This window comes from Solwaraspora sp. WMMA2056 (genome assembly GCF_030345095.1).
Lineage (GTDB): Bacteria > Actinomycetota > Actinomycetes > Mycobacteriales > Micromonosporaceae > Micromonospora_E.
This window is the reverse complement of the sequence record NZ_CP128360.1, coordinates 3,912,364-3,929,170: the sequence shown is the minus strand read 5'-3', so window position 1 is coordinate 3,929,170 and position 16,807 is coordinate 3,912,364. Positions and strand designations below refer to the sequence as shown.

18 protein-coding genes and 1 pseudogene are annotated in these 16,807 nt (G+C 71.0%); 12 read left to right on the top strand and 7 right to left on the bottom strand.

Going from position 1 to position 16,807, the window contains the following annotated elements:
- Positions 1 to 261: 261 nt before the first annotated feature.
- The 3 genes from O7608_RS17905 to O7608_RS17895 are packed head-to-tail and all read right to left on the bottom strand — an operon-like array spanning position 262 to position 3,319.
- Positions 262 to 1,212: a VWA domain-containing protein gene (locus tag O7608_RS17905; protein WP_289205669.1), complete on the bottom strand. Its 951-nt coding sequence runs from the start codon at positions 1,210 to 1,212 to the stop codon at positions 262 to 264.
- Positions 1,209 to 2,183, bottom strand: a complete 975-nt coding sequence (locus tag O7608_RS17900) for a DUF58 domain-containing protein (RefSeq protein WP_289205668.1) — start codon at positions 2,181 to 2,183, stop codon at positions 1,209 to 1,211. Before O7608_RS17900 ends, O7608_RS17905 begins: the two co-directional genes overlap by 4 nt.
- The gene (locus O7608_RS17895) at positions 2,162 to 3,319 is read right to left on the bottom strand and encodes an AAA family ATPase (RefSeq protein WP_289205667.1); all 1,158 of its coding nucleotides are present in this window, start codon (positions 3,317 to 3,319) and stop codon (positions 2,162 to 2,164) included. Before O7608_RS17895 ends, O7608_RS17900 begins: the two co-directional genes overlap by 22 nt.
- 216 nt (positions 3,320 to 3,535) lie before the next feature.
- On the opposite strand from O7608_RS17895, the gene O7608_RS17890 reads away from it, so the two are divergent.
- From O7608_RS17890 to O7608_RS17865, 6 genes are all read left to right on the top strand, one after another.
- Positions 3,536 to 3,781, top strand: coding sequence for a hypothetical protein (locus tag O7608_RS17890; protein ID WP_289205666.1), 246 nt, complete (start codon positions 3,536 to 3,538; stop codon positions 3,779 to 3,781).
- Positions 3,782 to 3,799: 18 nt separating this feature from the next.
- Positions 3,800 to 4,321: a PH domain-containing protein gene (locus tag O7608_RS17885; protein WP_289205665.1), complete on the top strand. Its 522-nt coding sequence runs from the start codon at positions 3,800 to 3,802 to the stop codon at positions 4,319 to 4,321.
- Entirely contained in the window at positions 4,318 to 5,820 is a 1,503-nt protein-coding gene (locus O7608_RS17880) for a PH domain-containing protein (protein WP_502959130.1), read from the top strand. Before O7608_RS17885 ends, O7608_RS17880 begins: the two co-directional genes overlap by 4 nt.
- A 94-nt stretch (positions 5,821 to 5,914) precedes the next feature.
- Positions 5,915 to 6,409 carry a MarR family winged helix-turn-helix transcriptional regulator gene (locus tag O7608_RS17875; RefSeq protein ID WP_289205664.1) on the top strand — a complete coding sequence of 165 codons (495 nt, stop codon included), beginning with the start codon at positions 5,915 to 5,917 and terminating at the stop codon, positions 6,407 to 6,409.
- 116 nt (positions 6,410 to 6,525) lie between these two features.
- Positions 6,526 to 6,732, top strand: coding sequence for a hypothetical protein (locus O7608_RS17870; RefSeq protein ID WP_289205663.1), 207 nt, complete (start codon positions 6,526 to 6,528; stop codon positions 6,730 to 6,732).
- 3 nt (positions 6,733 to 6,735) lie between these two features.
- Complete coding sequence (locus tag O7608_RS17865) at positions 6,736 to 6,861, top strand: nuclear transport factor 2-like protein (protein ID WP_289205662.1); 126 nt, start codon at positions 6,736 to 6,738, stop codon at positions 6,859 to 6,861.
- Between the two features lie 22 nt (positions 6,862 to 6,883).
- Here the strand turns inward: O7608_RS17865 and O7608_RS17860 are convergent, their stop codons facing one another.
- Positions 6,884 to 7,657, bottom strand: a complete 774-nt coding sequence (locus tag O7608_RS17860) for an SIR2 family NAD-dependent protein deacylase (RefSeq protein ID WP_289205661.1) — start codon at positions 7,655 to 7,657, stop codon at positions 6,884 to 6,886.
- A gap of 86 nt (positions 7,658 to 7,743) precedes the next feature.
- Positions 7,744 to 8,211, bottom strand: coding sequence for a hypothetical protein (locus O7608_RS17855; RefSeq protein WP_289205660.1), 468 nt, complete (start codon positions 8,209 to 8,211; stop codon positions 7,744 to 7,746).
- Between the two features lie 166 nt (positions 8,212 to 8,377).
- Between O7608_RS17855 and O7608_RS17850 the strand changes: the two genes are divergently transcribed.
- Together O7608_RS17850 and O7608_RS17845 are read left to right on the top strand one after the other, a co-directional pair.
- Positions 8,378 to 9,163 (top strand): helix-turn-helix domain-containing protein, encoded by a 786-nt coding sequence (locus tag O7608_RS17850; RefSeq protein ID WP_289205659.1) that lies wholly within the window; start codon positions 8,378 to 8,380, stop codon positions 9,161 to 9,163.
- Positions 9,154 to 9,342, top strand: a complete 189-nt coding sequence (locus O7608_RS17845) for a DUF397 domain-containing protein (protein ID WP_123602376.1) — start codon at positions 9,154 to 9,156, stop codon at positions 9,340 to 9,342. Before O7608_RS17850 ends, O7608_RS17845 begins: the two co-directional genes overlap by 10 nt.
- 102 nt (positions 9,343 to 9,444) lie before the next feature.
- Here the strand turns inward: O7608_RS17845 and O7608_RS17840 are convergent, their stop codons facing one another.
- Positions 9,445 to 10,695 carry an MFS transporter gene (locus O7608_RS17840; protein WP_289205658.1) on the bottom strand — a complete coding sequence of 417 codons (1,251 nt, stop codon included), beginning with the start codon at positions 10,693 to 10,695 and terminating at the stop codon, positions 9,445 to 9,447.
- A 55-nt stretch (positions 10,696 to 10,750) separates the two neighbouring features.
- Between O7608_RS17840 and O7608_RS17835 the strand changes: the two are divergent.
- Positions 10,751 to 11,485: pseudogene (locus tag O7608_RS17835) on the top strand (SDR family NAD(P)-dependent oxidoreductase); the annotation flags it as partial.
- A gap of 403 nt (positions 11,486 to 11,888) precedes the next feature.
- Here the strand turns inward: O7608_RS17835 and O7608_RS17830 are convergent.
- Positions 11,889 to 14,234, bottom strand: a complete 2,346-nt coding sequence (locus tag O7608_RS17830) for an AbfB domain-containing protein (protein ID WP_289205656.1) — start codon at positions 14,232 to 14,234, stop codon at positions 11,889 to 11,891.
- A gap of 140 nt (positions 14,235 to 14,374) precedes the next feature.
- Here O7608_RS17830 and O7608_RS17825 point away from each other — a divergent pair, with 140 nt between their 5' ends.
- Genes O7608_RS17825 through O7608_RS17815 form a run of 3 tightly spaced genes read left to right on the top strand, consistent with a single transcriptional unit; the run spans position 14,375 to position 16,731 of the window.
- On the top strand, positions 14,375 to 15,442 hold the full coding sequence (locus O7608_RS17825; protein ID WP_289205655.1) for a LacI family DNA-binding transcriptional regulator: 1,068 nt from the start codon (positions 14,375 to 14,377) through the stop codon (positions 15,440 to 15,442).
- A 6-nt stretch (positions 15,443 to 15,448) separates the two neighbouring features.
- Positions 15,449 to 15,898: a thioesterase family protein gene (locus tag O7608_RS17820; RefSeq protein ID WP_289205654.1), complete on the top strand. Its 450-nt coding sequence runs from the start codon at positions 15,449 to 15,451 to the stop codon at positions 15,896 to 15,898.
- On the top strand, positions 15,895 to 16,731 hold the full coding sequence (locus O7608_RS17815; RefSeq protein ID WP_289205653.1) for an MBL fold metallo-hydrolase: 837 nt from the start codon (positions 15,895 to 15,897) through the stop codon (positions 16,729 to 16,731). Before O7608_RS17820 ends, O7608_RS17815 begins: the two co-directional genes overlap by 4 nt.
- The last annotated feature ends 76 nt before the right edge of the window (positions 16,732 to 16,807 follow it).

The following is a 16,807-nucleotide window of genomic DNA, read 5'->3' as shown; positions in this document are numbered from 1 at the left end:
GTCAGCCCGCCTGCCGGTCGCCCCTGTCCGGGGGTGACCGCCCCGTCGCCGGAGCCCGCCCCCGATGAACCGTTACGTCGCCCCGTTGGGATTCACCCTGGCCGCCGTCTGGATCGCCGTCATCTTCGTGCTGGCCAGCAGCGCCAGGTAGGGCGGTAAGGTCCGGCCGGCCGGTGGTGGACCCACCGGCCGGCCGGAACCGACCGGTGAGTCACCGGCAGGCCACCCGAGCCGTCCCGGCCCGTCCGGGCCAGGCGCAATTCACGGCAGCCGCGAAGTCCACACCAGACTCAGCGCCGCCGAGCCCAGCGCCAGCAGCAACGCCAGGGCCGCGTACCACTGGGTGATCTCCCGGGGCACGGTCCGCTGCCCGATCGACGAGCCCATGTCCTCGTACACCTGGCTGAGTTCGGTGGCGGTCGCCGCCTCGTAGAAGTAGCCGCTGGTCGCCTCGGCGAGCTCCGCCAGGGCGAACCGGTCCACCGGCACCCGCTGCACCTGACCGCCGATGCGCACCTGGCCGTCGTCGGTCCCGAACGCGATCGTCGACACCGGCACGTTGGCGGCGGCCGCCGAGGCCGCCGCCTCCTCGACGGAGCGGCCCGAGGTGCGGTAGCCGTCCGAGAGCAGCACGATCCGTGCCGGCGGCGGCCCCTGGGCTCCGTCGGTCGGCACCATCCGGATCGCCTCCAGCGAGGTGAACACCGCCTCGCCGGTGGCCGTCGCCTCGGCCAGCACCAGCCCGTCGATCGCCTGGGTCACCGCCGGCCGGTCCTTGGTCGGAGCGACCAGGACGTTCGCCGACTTCGCGAACGCGACCAACCCGATGTTGTAGCCCTCCGGCAGTTCCGCGACGAACTCCTTGGCCGCCTGCTGCGCCGCCTCGATCCGGCTGGGCGCGACGTCGTCGGCCTCCATCGACAGGGAGACGTCGATGGCGAGGATGACGGTGGCCCGCTCCAGCGACTCCTCGGCGTCGATCGACGGCCGGGCCAGGGCCGAGGCCAGCACCAGCAGGCTGAGCAGGAAGGCACCGGCGGCCAGGTATCGACGCCAGCCGAGGCCCTTGGGGGCGAGGGTACGCAGCAGGTCCACGTTGGTGAACCGCATCGCGTAGGCCTTGCGGCGGAACTGCCGCCAGACGTACAGGCCGGTGACGGCGAGGACCGGCAGGAGGGCGAGCAGCCACCACGGCTGCAGGAAACGGATCATCGAGCTTCGCTTTCCGGGCGCGGGGCGGGGGCCGGGCGGGCGATGCCACGGGTACGGGCGTGCCGCTGCCCGGCGACGAACCGGACGATGTCCAGCAGCCAGTCCGAATCGGTACGCAGCCGCAGGTGCGCGGCACCGGCGCCGCGCAACGTCTGGGCGATCTCGGCCCGCTGCGCGGCGGCGGCCTCGGCGTACCGTCGACGCAGCCGGGGGTCGGCGGTCTGCACCTCGTGCAGCACACCGGTCTCCGGGTCGGTCAACTCCACCACACCGACGTCGGGCAACGCCAACTCGACCGGGTCGAGCACTTCGACGGCGAGCACGTCGTGGCGGACGGCGAGTTTGCGGACCGCCCGGCCCCACTGCTGCGGCGGAGCCATGAAATCGGAGATGACCACCGCGACGCCACGGCGACGCGGTGGCCGGTTGAGCATGTCGATCAGGGCGCCGAGGTCGCTGCGGCCGGGCCGCGACGGTGTGCCCGCGATCGCCCGCAGCAGCCCGTGCGCCTCCTTACGGCCGGTACGCGCGGGCAGCCGACGCGTCGACCCGCCCTGCGCCGGGGCACCGGTGCCGAGCACCGCACCGACCCGGTTGCCGCCCCGGGCGCTCAGGTGCACCATCGCGGCCGCCGCAGCGACCACCAGGTCCCGCTTGAGGCAACGGGCGGTGCCGAAGTCGAGGCTGGCCGACAGGTCGACCGCGATCCAGGCTTCCAACTCCCGGTCGGCGACGGTACGGCGGACGTGCGCCACGGTGGTCCGCGCGGTGACCGGCCAGTCCATCCGCCGTACGTCGTCGCCGGGGCGGTACTCGGTGGACTCGCCGGCTTCGCTGCCCGGCCCGGGCAGCAGACCCACGTAGTCGCCCTGCAACAGCCCGTCCAGCCGCCGGGTGACGGTCAGGTAGAGCCGGGAGAGCACCGCCTCGGACCGGTCGGCGGGTGCGGTCACGGCAGCTGCCCGGGCCACGGGCCGACGCCCTGCGGCGCGGCCGGACCATTCGGCGGCAGCGGCATGCCCGGCTGCCCGGCGACGCCCGGCTGCCCGGGCCCGGGCGGGACGGCCGCGTTCTGCCGGGGGGCGACGGTCGGCAACGGTACCGTGGACATGACCCGTCCGACGATGTGGTCGGCCGGCACGTCGTCGGCGAGCGCGTCGTAGCTGAGCACCAGCCGGTGCCGCAGGATGTCGGGCGCGATGTCCTGCACGTCCTGCGGCAGCGCGTAGTCGCGGCCCCGCAGCATGGCCAGCGCGCGGGTGGCCCGGACGATGCCGAGCGAGGCACGAGGACTTGCGCCGTACTGGATGAGCTGGGCGACGTCGGGCATGCCGTGCTCGGCCGGCGACCGGGTGGCTAGCACCAGCCGTACCGTGTAGTCGACCAGGGCGTTGTGCACGAAGACCTTGTCGGCCTTGCGCTGCAGGTCGATCAGATCGGTCGGAGAGAACACCACACTCGGCCGCGGTGACTCGACGCCCATCCGGTAGACGATCTCACGTTCCTCGGCATCGGTCGGGTAGCCCACGACGATCTTCATCAGGAACCGGTCCCGCTGTGCCTCCGGCAGTGGATAGACGCCTTCCTGTTCGATCGGGTTCTGGGTGGCCATCACCAGGAACGGATCCGGCACCGGGTGGGTCTGTCCGCCCAGGGAGACCTGCCGCTCACTCATGACCTCGAGCAACGCCGACTGCACCTTGGCCGGTGCCCGGTTGATCTCGTCAGCCAACAGGAAGTTGACGAAGACCGGCCCGAGTTCGATGTCGAACTTCTCGCTCGACTGCCGGTAGATGCGGGTGCCGACCAGGTCGGCCGGCACCAGGTCCGGGGTGAACTGCACGCGGGCGAAGGAGCCGCCGACGACGGTCGCGAGGGTCTCCACGGCGAGGGTCTTCGCCACACCGGGAACCCCTTCGAGCAGGCAGTGTCCGCGCGCCAGCAGCGCGACGAACATCCGCTCGACCATCCGGTCCTGCCCGACGATCACTCGTTTGACCTCGAACATCGCCCGTTCGAGCAGGGTCGCGTCGGCCGCCGGGCTCGCGCCGGGCTGTGCCCCGGCACCGGTCGGGGTCGATGATTCGGGCGTGGTCGGCTGGGCCACCGGTCCTCCACAGCGTGGTTCTGGCGTCGTCGGTCGAAAGGGTCGTGCCGCCCTAAGCGTCGCACGCCGGCTCGAACCTATGGGCAGGGGCCGAGAAAGCACCGTCAGGTGGGTAGACACAACTGGGATCGGCGTGTGTACGATTCAGCCGTCGCCGGGCGGCTTCCCCCGTGGCCGCCCGGCGCTTACGCCAATCAGGCTTTCTACACTCGGCGGGTGACCGCAGTTTCCGATTCCGGCGACAGTCCTTCTGGTCCTGCCGGCAACGCGCCCGCCGACCCACTGATCTGCTCGGCCAAAGGCTGTCGCGCGGCGGCGACGTGGGCGCTGCGGTGGAACAATCCCCGGCTGCACACCCCGGACCGGCGCAAGACCTGGCTGGCCTGCGCGCAGCATCAGGACCGCCTCGGCGACTTCCTGCGGGCGCGCGGATTCCTCCGCGAGGTGGCACCGCTTGGCTGATCGCCTACGCTCGTAAGGGTGAGTGAACCCTCCGCTGCTCCGGCAGCCCCGATCAGCCCGCTGGAGCCCTGGCCCGACACGGTGCAGTGGCAGCCGGTCTCCCGCGACCTGATCTGGGTCGAGTTGATCCGGCTGGCGATCGGGATGAGTTTCCTGCTGATCGGTCTCGGGGTCGGTTGGGCGTTGACCGGGTTCTGGTTCATCGGTGTCGGGTTCGCCGCAGCGGTGCTGTTGACGGTGCTGCGGGTGGTGACGACCGTACGGGCGGTGCACGCCTGGGGGTACGCCGAACGCGACGACGACCTGCTGGTGCGCCACGGGCTGCTGGTGCGACGGTTGTCGATCGTGCCGTACGCCCGGATGCAGTTCGTCGACGTCTCCGCCGGCCCGCTGGAACGGGTCTTCGACCTGGCCACGGTGCAGTTGCACACGGCCGCGGCGGCCAGCGACGCCCGGGTGCCGGGGCTGCGCCCGGCGGAGGCGTCCCGGCTACGCGACCGGCTGACCGCACTCGGCGAGGTCCGGGCGGAGGGGCTGTGACCCAGCCGCCGTACCCGCCGCCGGGCCCACCGCCGGCCGGCCAGGTGCCGTTCCCTCCGTCGACCGGCCAGGTGCCGTTCCCTCCGTCGACCGGGCCGGTGCCGTATCCCCTGCCGGGGCAGGTCTTTCCACCGCCGGTGCCGCCGGAGGAGCCACGCCAGCGGCTGCACCCGCTGAGCCCGGTACTCAAGGGCAGCCGTGCCCTGGCGGTGATCATCGCCGGACTCTCCTGGCAGACGCTCGGCCGGGTCGGCTTCGGCCGCTTCGCGCTGCTGGTCGTCCTCTGCCTGCTCGGTTACCTGGCGATAGCGGTGGTCAGCTGGTACAACACCGGTTACCACGTGGTCGGCAGGGAGCTGCGCATCCACGAGGGGCTGCTGTGGCGGCGGACCCGGGCCATCCCGTTGGAGCGGCTGCAGGCCGTCGAGGTGGTCCGGCCGCTGCTCGCCCAGTTGACCGGCCTGGCCGAGCTGCGTCTGGAGGTCGTCGGCGGCGGTCAGACCGAGGCACCGCTGGCGTACCTCACCGTCGCGGACGCCGCCGCGCTGCGGGCCCGGCTGCTCGCGCTCGCCGGTCGCGGCGCCACCGCCGGGTCCGTGCCGGACACGGCCGCCGACGACGGTACGCCGGCCAGCCTGCCCGACCCGTCGGCTCCCCCACCCGGCCGGCTGCTGCACACCGTCACCAACCGGGACCTGCTGATCAGTCAGCTGCTCACCCCGCAGACGATGTTCCTGCCGTTCGGGGTCGCCTTCGTCGTCACCCAGTTCGCGATGGACGTCACCTGGTCGTTCATCGCGGTCGCCAGCACCCTGACCGCCACCGCCGGCATACTGCTGCAGCCGATCCGACGGGTGCTCAACGACTGGAACTTCCGGCTGGCCCGCGACGAGGTCGGGCTGCGGGTCCGCCACGGGTTGACCGAGACCCGGTCGCAGACGGTGCCGTTGCACCGGCTGCAGGCGATCGGGGTGACCTGGCCGCTGTTGTGGCGTAGGAAGAAGTGGCTGCGGATGCGGTTGCACGTCGCCGGGTACGCCGCACCGGACACCCAGGGCGCCAGCAACCAGTCCGACCAGTTGCTGCCGGTCGGTGATCTGGCCACCGCGAACCGCATCCTCGTCGACGTGCTGCCCGGCATCGCGCTCGACACGTTGCCGATGACGCCGCCGCCCCGGCGGGCCCGCTGGCTCAACCCGTTGGCGCAGCCGAAGCTCGGTGCCGGGCTCGCGGACGACGTGTTCAGTGTCCGCAGTGGGCTGTTGACCCGGCAGATGCTGGTCGTGCCGTACGCGCGGATGCAGAGCGTCCGGGTGCTCCGGGGTCCGGTGCAGCGGCTGCTCGGGTTGGCCACGGTCTACGCCGACACCGCCGGCGGGCCGAGCGCCTATGCGAAGGACCGTGACGTGGCCGAGGCCTGGTGGCTGGCAGCGCAGCTCACCGAGCGTGCCCGTGCCGCCCGTACGGCCCTCGCCGAGGGCACCGAGCCGACGTCGTAGTCGCCCGGTCGAACTGCCGGCCGTCAGCGCCGCGTACGCAGCAGATGCGGCATCATCGGATGAGCTGGGTGCCGAACGCGAAGGGTGTGCCGCCGTGGAGAAGAACCCCGGTGTTTCCACGGCGAAGGACGCCGCAGACCACGAACTGATTCTGGCTTTCGGTCGGTTACAGGGGGCGGCCAACCGGCTGGAGTACATCCTCGGGCGGGCACTCGAGCAGGAGTGCGGCATCAGTCACCTGATGTTCGAGGTGCTGCTGATCCTGGGCAGGGCGGGCGACCCCGGGTTGGCCATGGGGGCGATCAGCCGCGAGCAGGTGCTCACCACGGGTGGCGCGACCCGGCTGATCGACCGAATGGAGACCGCCGGTCTGGTGAGACGCAGCGACGCTCCCGGCGACCGGCGCGGCCGGCTGGTGCAGCTGACACCCCTGGGCGAGCAGACGCTCGTGCATGCCTCCCAGGTACACCTCGACAACATCAAGCGGTACTTCCTCGATCCGCTGCCCGCCGCCCATCGGGAGCGATTCATGGCGGACCTGCGGATTCTCAGTCACGCCGCCCGGGACGTCCTGCCCCGACTACGCTGAGTGCTCGGTGACCCAGCTCACCATTCCCTGACTGCACGGCGGAATACCTGACGAGTCAGAGTCTGTTGCGTCAGGGTAAGCTCGCGAATGGCGGGCACCTGACACGAGAGGCCCGCATGAAGCTCGTCTACGTCTTCGACGCCTACTGCGGCTGGTCCCACGGGTTCTCTGGCACCCTCGCCGAGATCGTGGCCAGACATCCGGACCTGCCGGTGGACGTGGTGTCCGGCGGCCTGTTCACCGGCGTCCGCCGGCAACCCATCCGCACCCTTGGATACACGAAGGGCGCCAAGGTCGCCACCGGCGAGATGACCTGGGGCTGAGCCTTGAACGACTTCACGACCGACATCAACGTCCGCGTCGCGCACCACTTCGTCGTCCGCGGCGGCCAGATCGTTCGCTTCGAACAGTTCGTCGACACCGCGAAGGTCCGCGACGCCATGGCGACCTGAGGACCGGCCAGACACCTCGCCCTCAGCTCGGCGCGCCGAGCAGAACAGGCAGCACCGTACCGATCGGTTCGCGCAACACCGCGTCGGCGATCGGGTCGTACGGGGTGGCCGCCGCGTTGACGATCACCACGCGGGCACCGGCGGTGGCGGCGACCTCCACCAGACTGGCGGCCGGCTGCACGGTCAGCGACGTCCCGACGGCGATCAGCAGATCGCAACTCTGGGCGGCGCGCACCGCCCGGCGCAGAGTCGGCTCGTGCAGCGACTGCCCGAACGAGATGGTCGCGGCCTTGAGGATGCCGCCGCACCGACGGCAGTCCGGATCGTCCTCGCCGGCCGCGACCCGGACCAACGCCTCGTCCATGCCGGTACGATCGTCGCAGTTCAGGCACTCGACCTCGGACATCGTGCCGTGGATCTCGATGACCTTGTCCGGACTGTTGCCGGCGCGTTGGTGCAGGCCGTCGATGTTCTGGGTGACGATCGCCGCCAGCCGGCCGGACCGTTCCAGCTCCACCAGGCTCGCGTGGGCGGCGTTCGGCTGCGCCGACCAGGCCGGATGGTCACGGCGGCCGAGCCAGGCCCGCCGCCGGATCGCCGGGTCGGCGACGTACGCGTCGAGGGTGAACAGTTTGGCGGCCTGCGGGTCCCGGGTCCAGACGCCGTTGGGGCCCCGGAAGTCGGGAATGCCGGAGTCGGTGGAGATGCCGGCCCCGGTCAGGACCAGGATGTCCCGGGCGGCGGCCAGCCATCCCGCCACCTCGTCGACAGGTGCCACGCTCGATCGGTCGGACATGTCCCCGACGTTAACCGCCGTTTGCCGCGTCGACCGCTGAGATCCCGCCGGGCGAGCCGCGTCGACCGCGAGTGCCGCTCACCGGGTCACCCGTTGCCGTCGTCCGGCTCGCCGGCCGGCATCAACCCGGACAGATGAAGCACCGCGCGGATGCGCCGGGCAGAGCTCGCGTCCCACCGGTCCAGGATGGCCAGCGCCCGCAGGAATGGTCGGCACGGCGCCGGGACGCCCCCGCACCGGTGGCACTCCCCGGTGGTGCGGTTCGGGATGTGGGTCCGGGCGGTGGAGTTGGCGTCGTGGACTGCTCTGGCCAGCTCCGGGGACCAGGTAGGGTCACCGCCTCTCGCCGAGTCGTCCAGTGCGCCAGCGGGAGCCGGCGGGGCGCCGCGCCCCCCGGCGAGCTGGAAGCGGTCGTCCTGGTCCGGGTCCGTCTCCCCCGGGTTGCGCTTCGGCAGCGGCGGCCGGCCCGGTGTCGGGTCGACTTTCCGTGGTGTGCCGATCGAGGTGTACCGGGCCAGCCTGGGCGTCCCGCCGATCCCATCGTTTCTGACCATCATTGCCCCTCGGTTCGTTTCCGAATGCGGTGTATCTTCTGCTGAGCTCCACCCTGGACCGCTAACCGTGCTCAATGGAAGGGGGCATTAGGCAGATGAGCGATACGCGATGTCCAGGCCAGCAAAAGATCAACAAATTCGAGTGATCTGGGGGACGTGAAGGTCTATGGCTGGAAGCGATTATCTGATATCGGAGCTACGCCGGCTGCGCGAGTCGTTCGGGCTGACTCAGGAAGCCTGGGCCGACCGGATCCACTTCTCGGCGAAGCACGTAGGTGCCATCGAGCGCGGCGAACGGCCAGCACTGCCGGACTACCTGAAGGCCGTCGACAAGGTGTTCGGCACCGCCCTGGTCAGGTTCTACCGGGAGTTCGTCCGAGGCGACTGGACACCCGTGTGGTACCGCCCGTTCGTCGAGTACGAAGGTCGGGCAACTCTGCTGCGGGTCTACCATCCGACGCTGATCCCCGGACTGCTGCAAATCGAGGCGTACGCACGCGCTCTCCTACCGGCGATGAACGTCCCAGCCGAGGATGTCGAGCAGACGCTCGCGGCACGGTTGGACCGGCAGGAGATCATCACCCGGACCACCAGCCCGTGCCGGCTGGTCGTGATACTCGACGAAATGGCGATCCGGCGCACTGTTGGCGGGCCGGAAGTGATGCGCGAGCAACTCAAAGCGCTGGCGGAGGTGGGCGACCGGCCGAACGTGCAGATCCACGTAGTGCCGCTGGCCACCCCGGCGTATGTCGGGATGTACGGCCCGATCGTCCTGGCCTCGGTTGACGGTCGCACAGTCGGATTCCTCGAAGGCCACCAGGAGGGCCGGGTAGTGGAGTCGCCCGACCGCACCGCGAGCCTGGAGAGCGACTGGGAGTCGATCCGGCAGTACGCTCTACCCTGCGCGCAGTCGCTCGAACTGATCACGAAGGCGGGAGAGACATGGACCTGACCAAGCCTCGTTGGCGCAAGAGCACCAAGTCCGACACCGGCGCCTGCGTCGAGGTGGCCGACAACGTCGCCGGGCGCGTCTTAGTGCGGGACACCAAGGACCGCGACGGCGCGATGCTGACCTTCGGACCGACCGCGTGGCAGTCCTTCGTATCGACGGCCGCCACCCTGAAGCCCTGAGCCATCGGACAGCGCGACATCAGCCGTAGCTCGGATCACCCAGCCCCGGTTCTGCTCTCGCGGTTGGAGCCGAGGCTGGGTCGTTTCTGCTGGGCTACGGTTCTATTGGGCTGCGGTGCTCGCGCTCGCCGGCAGGCGGTACGTCGTTCGCAGCGGCGACAGTAGGGCCGGCAGGAAGGCCGCAGTCATACCGGCCGCGCCGATCCACAGCACGACGGATGGCCCGAACAGGCCGCCGAGAGTGCCGCCGAGCAGCGCCGCGACCGGCATGCTGCCCCACTGGACGAAGCGGACCGTGGCGCTCATCCGGCCCAGCAGCCGGTCCGGGGTGACCCGCTGCTGCAGGCCCGCCTGCGCGATCAGTCGGACCACCCCGCCGAAGGACAGCAGGGCCAACCCGGCCACGGCGAGCCAGCGGGGCGCGCCGGCTGCGGTGGCCGGCAGCAGCGCGGCGGCCGGTGCGGTACACAGGGGCGCCAGCCAGATCGCCGGGCCCGGACCGATCCTGGCGATCAGCCGGCGGGCCAGCAGCGCGCCGGTGAACCCGCCGGAGGCCATCACCGACAGCACCAGGCCGATGCCGGGCGTGCTCAGCTCCAGCTGCCGGGCCAGGAAGACCAGCAGCATTGTCTGGTAGACGACCAGGGACAGGCTGAAGAAGCCGTCGGTGATCAGCATCGGCCGCAGCAGCCGGTGGCCGAGGACGAACCGCAGCCCTTCGGAAACCTCCCTCATCAGATGTCGCCGGTCCGCAGCGGGGTTCGCCGTCTCGACGGCGCGAATCCGCTGTACGCCGAGCGCGGACAGCAGCATCCCGACTGCGCTGACGATCAGCGTCAGCGGTGCGCCGAGCCAGCCGACCAGCGGGCCGGCCAGGCCGGGGCCACTGATGCTGACCGCGGAACGCACCGCAGCGATCTTGCTGTTCGCTTCGACCAGGTTGTCCCGGCCAACGAGGGCCGGGATGTAGCTGGTGTAGCCGACCTCGAACAGTACGGTCAGCAGTCCGTGGCCGAGGGCGATCGCGTACAGCAGCCAGATCGTCAGCGTGTCGGCCCACCAGGCCAGCGGTACCGTCAGCAGCAGCGCGGCCCGCAGCAGATCGGTGTTGACCAGCACTGGACGCTTGCGCCACCGGTCGACCCAGGCGCCCGCTGGCAGCCCGATCAGCAGCGACCCGGCCGTGGTCATCGCGGTCAGCACCCCGACCGCGAACTCGTCGGCGTCCAGCCAGAGGATCGCCACCAGCGGCAGCGCGAGGTAGACGAACCGGTCGGCGAGTTGACCGGCGACGGTCGCGCCGAAGAACCGCCGGAAATCCGGCTCGTGAAAGAGACCGAGTCGGACCATCATCGAATCCGGCCCTCGCTGTCCACGAGGACCGAGGATACGCAGGAGGCATCTGATCATGGCTACGCGGCCGTCGTATGTGGTCACCGGAGGTGCCCGGGGAATCGGCCGGGCGATCGCCGAACGCCTCGCCCGCGAGAGTCAGGTCGTCGTCGTTGATGTCACCGGTCCGCTCGGCTGGCAGCACGAACGCGTCACGCTGATCACCGGCGACGCTCGTGACGCCGAGACGACACAGCGGGCGGCGGCCACCGCCGAGTCCGCCGGTCCGCTGCTCGGCTGGGTCAACAACGCCGCGGTCTTCGGCGACGCGGGGATGGGCGACGCGTCGGCGGCCCAGATCCTGGACCTGATCTCCACAAACCTGGCGCTGACGGTCGCCGGCTGCCACACGGCGGTCAACCACTTCCTGGCACACGGGCGTGGCGGGGCAATCGTAAACGTCTCGTCCCACCAGGCACAGCGCCCGGTTCGTGGCGCGCTGCCCTACGCGACGGCGAAGGCTGCCGTCGAGGGCCTCACCCGGGCGCTGGCGGTCGACCACGGGCCGGCCGGCATCCGTACGAACGCTGTCGCGCTCGGCTCCATCGCCACCGACCGGTTCGAGGGCTACCGTGCCCGGCATCCGGAAGTGGACGCCGAGATGGCCACGCTGCATCCGCTCGGCCGGGTGGGCACCCCAGGTGAGGTAGCGGATGCTGTCGCCTTCCTGTTGTCTCCCGCCGCCGGATTCGTCAACGGCGTCGTCCTCGCTGTCGACGGCGGACGAGCAGTCAACGGACCCGACCCCGAGGCCACCGGGGTCGGGGGTCGGTCACGACCCGGCGGCAGCGATCAGCGCGGTGGTTCGTTCGGCGTGACGCCGGGGGTGGAAATGTTTATCGATGACGACTCCGGCTACCTCGCCTGGGTCGACCGGCACCCGGACGGCTTCGTGCTCAACACCTACCGCAATCCGGCCGCCAGCTATCTGATGCTGCACCGCAGCACCTGCCGGACGATCAGCGGCACGCCGGCCGGCGGCAGCCACTGGACCTTGGACTACAGCAAGATCTGTGGCCGCCGCCGTGAACTCGAACAATTGGTGTTGGAGCGGCTGGGCGCGGTGGTCCACCCGTGCAGGTTGTGCCTACCCGGCTGACGGCTGTGACCTGCTTGCGCCCGGCGCGGTCCTCAGCTTCGGTGTCAGCGGGAGGTCACGGAGACCAGGCAGTGCTGACCTGCCAGGTCGAGTCCGCCGCCCAGCTGGTCGGCGAGTTCCAGCCTGCGCCGCCGGCGCCGTCGCTGAGCCAGATCTCCGCCGCGTAGTGCCGCAGGAACGAACCCGGATAGTTGAACGACTCCAGCGACACCCCGGCACCGGTCAGGCCGCGCCGGGCACACCAGGTGGCGTCGGCGCGCAGCAGCGCGGTGCCGTCGTCAGGCGAGTTGCGGACCCGGGAGTTGGCGTGCCGCAGGTACTGGCCGGGGAAGTTCGCCGACTCGAACGAGTAGCAGCCGGCGTCGGCCAGTCCGGGCCGGATCACGTACGTCGCGTCGGCCTTGAGCAGTTGCGGGCTGTCGGCGGTGACCACGTCGGTGTAGGCGAGGCTGTCGCGGTGCCGCAGGTAGCGGTCGGTGAAGCCGGGCGTGGTGACCTGCAGCGACTGGCGGGTGTCCAACGGTAGTGCGACCGTCGCCCGCGACGGCAGGCTCCGGGAGGTGGCGATCAGTGCCAGGTTGGCCGCCCGCACCCGGGCCTCGTCCATCTTGACCACCTGCCGGTCGTACGTGAGGAAGCCGTTCAGCTCGCCCTCGACGTCGGTGATCTCGGTGTAGACGGCGGCGCTCAGCCCTCGGCCGACCATCAGGTTGGTGGTGCCCTGGATCAGGCCCAGGTAGCGGTCGGTCAACGCGGCCGGGGTCGGCTGCCACTCGTACGCCTGGAAGTTGCCGTTGGGGCTGTATTCGTGGCCCGGCACCCGCAGCCCGGGACCGCCGAACTCGCCGAGCACCGAGATCCGCCCACCGGTCGGCACCGGCGCGCCGGGTCCGACGTAGACGTGCCAGTCGTCCATGTCGCCGTTGCCGGGGTTGCCCAACGACTGGCAGCAGTTGTACCCGCTGTGGGTGTTCACCAGCCGGGTCGGGTCGAGGTCCTTGACGGCCTGGCCGACCCGGATGGTGTCGGCGAGGGCCCGCTCCCCCCAGCCTTCGTTGTAGACGACGTAGGCGACCACCGACGGCGAGTTGCGGTGTTCGGCGACGATCTGGTGCGCCTCGGCCTCGAACTGGGCCTGCTGGGCGTCGGTCGGGTCGATCTCCTGGGCGGTCATCGACGGAATGTCCTGCCAGACCAGCAGGCCGAGCCGGTCGGCGTGGTAGAACCAGCGCTGCGGTTCGACCTTGATGTGCTTGCGCACCATGTTGAACCCGAGGTCCTTGTGTTTGCGCAGGTCGAAGGCGAGTGCCTCGTCGGTCGGCGCGGTGTAGACGCCGTCGGGCCAGTAGCCCTGGTCGAGGGTGCCGAGTTGGAAGACGAACTCGCCGTTGAGGGTCGGTCGCGGCACCCCGTCGATGATCCGTACGCCGATCTCCCGCATGCCGAAGTAGTGGGTGGTCCGGTCGACGATCCGGCCGCGCCGGTCGCGCAGGGTGACCCGCAGGTCGTACAGGTACGGGTCGTCCGGGGACCAGCGGCGGGCGTCCGGCACCGGTACGGCGAACTCAGTGAAGCCGCCGGTGGCGGTGCCGACGACCGTGCCGCCGGCGAGGGCTTCGGCGCGGACGGTGTGACCGGCCGCGTTGCCCCGGGTGGCCACCCGTACCCGGATGGTGTCGCTGGCCAGGTCCGGGCGCAGCTCGACGTCGCTGATCGAGGTGGTCGGGGTGGGTTCCAGCCAGACGGTCTGCCAGATGCCGGAGGCCGGGGTGTAGAAGATCCCGCCCGGTGTACGGGTCTGCTTGCCGATCGGTGGCAGGCTGCCGTGCTGGCGGCTGTCGGTCGGATCCCAGACCTTCACGATGAGTTCGTTCGGGCCGCGACGCAATTGCGGGGTGATGTCGAAGCTGAAGGCGTCGTAGCCGCCGGTGTGGCCGCCGACCCGTCTGCCGTTGACCCAGACGGTGGTCTGCCAGTCGACGGCGCCGAAGTGCAGCTGCACCCGCCGACCGGTCCAGTCGGCCGGGACGGTGAAGGTGCGCCGGTAGGTCAGGTGGTGCCGGTCGTCGTCGGCGGCCCGGCCGATGCCGGACAGCGCCGACTCGACCGGGAACGGCACGTTGACCCGTTCGGGCAGGTCGACGCCAAACTGTGGAGGGTCGTCGGTGGTGGACTGCCGCAGCTGCCATTCACCGTTGAGGTTGCGCCAGTCGGGGCGGGTCATCTGCGGCCTGGGGTACTCGGGCAGCGGGGTGCCGTTGAGTGCCTGGGCGGTCCACGGGGTGGTCAGTGGCGCGGGGCGGGCGGGCACCGCGCCGGCGGCCTCGGGTGTGACGAGCAGGCCGGCGGTGGTGGCCGCCGCCGCGACGAGGGCGGTCCAACGGTTACGGGGCGATCTCATGTCGTCTCCATCGGGTGGACGGGCCGGGGACGGGATCGAGCCGAGAGTCGCATCGAGCTACATCGAATCTCTATAACGTTATAGACATCCGGTCCCGATCCCGTCAATCCCCGCTCGTCGATATATGTCAGGATCACTGGATGGGCGTCAGTCTGCGGAGCATCGCCGAACATGCCGGCGTCTCGTTGGCCACCGTCTCCAACGTGGTCAACGGCTACCGACCCGTCGCGGAGGCCACCCGACGTCGGGTGCAGCGGGCCATCGACGAGCTCGGCTACACCCCGAACCTCAGCGCCCGGCACCTGCGGCGCGGCCGCACCGGGCTGATCGCGCTGGCCATTCCCGAGCTGACCAACCCGTACTTCGCCGAACTGGCCGAGATCGCGATCCGGGAGGCCGCCGCGCTCGGCTACACGCTGGTCGCGGAGAGCACCGATGCCGTTCGCGACACGGAGTTGGCGCTGCTCGGCGGTTCTCGCCGCAACGTGGTCGACGGGTTGATCCTCAGCCCGGTCCGCATCGGCCGCGCCGAGGTGCTCGCCAGGCGCAGCGCCCTTCCGCTGGTCCTCATCGGGGAAGGCGTCACCGACGTGCGGCACGACCACATCGCCATCGACAACGTCGCGGCCAGCCGGGAGGCGGTGGCCCACCTGATCGCGCTCGGCCGGCACCGGATCGCCTTCATCGGTGCCCACGGCCACGACGACCGGCAGTCGGCGCAGCTGCGGCTGGACGGCTACCGCCAGGCGCTCGCCGCCGCCGGGCTGGCCGCCCGACCGGAACTGATCGCGGTCACCGACCGGTTCGGCCGGGCCGACGGTCACGCCGCGATGCGGGCACTGCTCGCCCACGCCGAGCCACCGGACGCGGTCTTCGCCTACAACGACCTGATCGCGATCGGCGCGATGCGGGCCGCCCTGGACGCCGGTCGGCGCATCCCGCACGACATCGCGGTGGTCGGCATCGACGACATCGAGGAAGGTCGGTACACCAGTCCCAGCCTGACCAGCATCGCGCCGGACAAGGCGGCGATCGCCCGACTGGCGGTACGCCGGCTGGTCGACCGGATCGAGCAGCGGCCGGTGCGCCCACCGTACGACGTACAGCCGCCGTTCACGATGGTGGTCCGACAGAGCACCGCCGGCGACGACGCGACCGGCCCGACCGTCGACCTGCATGCTCCGGCGCCGGTGGAGGACCTAGGCTGAGGAGTCATGGAACAGACGCCGGAGACCAGGTTCACGTTGGGCGCGACCGCCCGGGTGGAGCTGACCGTGACCGATTCCGACACCGCCCAGGCGGTCGGCTCCGGCGACGTACCGGTCCTCGGCACCCCCCGGCTGCTCGCGCTGGCCGAGGCGGCGACGGTCGCCGCCACCGCCGCCGCGCTGCCGACCGGGATGACGACCGTCGGCACCCGCGTCGAGCTGGACCACCGCGCCCCGACACCGGTCGGCCGGGCGGTAGCCGCGATGGCCCGCCTCGCCGAGGTCGACGGCCGACGGCTCGTCTTCGACGTGGTGGTCACCGAGGGCGGCACGACCGTCGCCCAGGGCCGCATCGAGCGGATGCTGGTGGACCGGCACCGCTTCGTCGAGCGGGCGTTCGACCGGACGCCGGCGCCCCGGTCCGGAGACGACCCGACCGGGGGCCGTGCGCTGTGACCGGCGGCGGTGACCTCGTCGAGGTCGGCGACCGGGTGTACGTGCTCCGCCGGGAACGCCTCGACGTCAACTCGACGCTGATCGTCGGTGGCACCGCCGCCGTGATCGTCGACACCGGCAGTACGCCGGCCGAGGCGGCCGCGCTGGTCACGGCGGCCCGCCGGGTCACCGCCCTGCCGTGGTCGGTGGTGAACACCCACCACCACTTCGACCACTGCTTCGGCAACCAGGTGGTCGCCGGTGACCCGCCCGCCCCGGTGTGGGCCCACCAGGAGGCGGCCCGGTTGCTGCACCGCCCCGTCGAGGTGGTCCGCGACGAGGCGTACCGGGAAATGGCCGACGACGACCCGCAGTTCGCCGCGCGGCTGCGCGACGTCGTGGTCCGTCCCCCGGACCGTACGGTGACCCGCAGCGTGACGCTGGACCTGGGTGACCGGGCGGTCGAGCTGTGGCATCCGGGGCGCGGTCACACCATCGGTGACCTGGTGGTGCTGGTCCCCGATGCGGACCTGCTGGTCGCCGGCGACCTGGTCGAGCAGGGGGCACCGCCGTCGTTCGACGACGGCTACCCGTTGGAGTGGCCGGACACCCTCGCGGCGGTGTCGCGTCGACTCGGGCCGTCGAGCGTGGTGGTGCCCGGGCACGGGGCGTGCGTCGACACGGGGTTCGTCCGGGCCCAGCACGCCGAACTCGTGGCGCTGGAGTGGCTGATCCGCGACGGCCACGCCGACGGCGCCCCGGTCGACCGGGTGGCCACCCAGGCACCGTTCGGCGTGGCGACCGCGACCGTCGCCGTCACCCGGGGCTACGCGGAGCTGGCAAACCGCGTCTGAGCCGGTGACTCCCCGCGATCTTGCACTTATCGTTGGACAAACCGGACAAATGTTCTCGATAACCGCAAGATCGCGG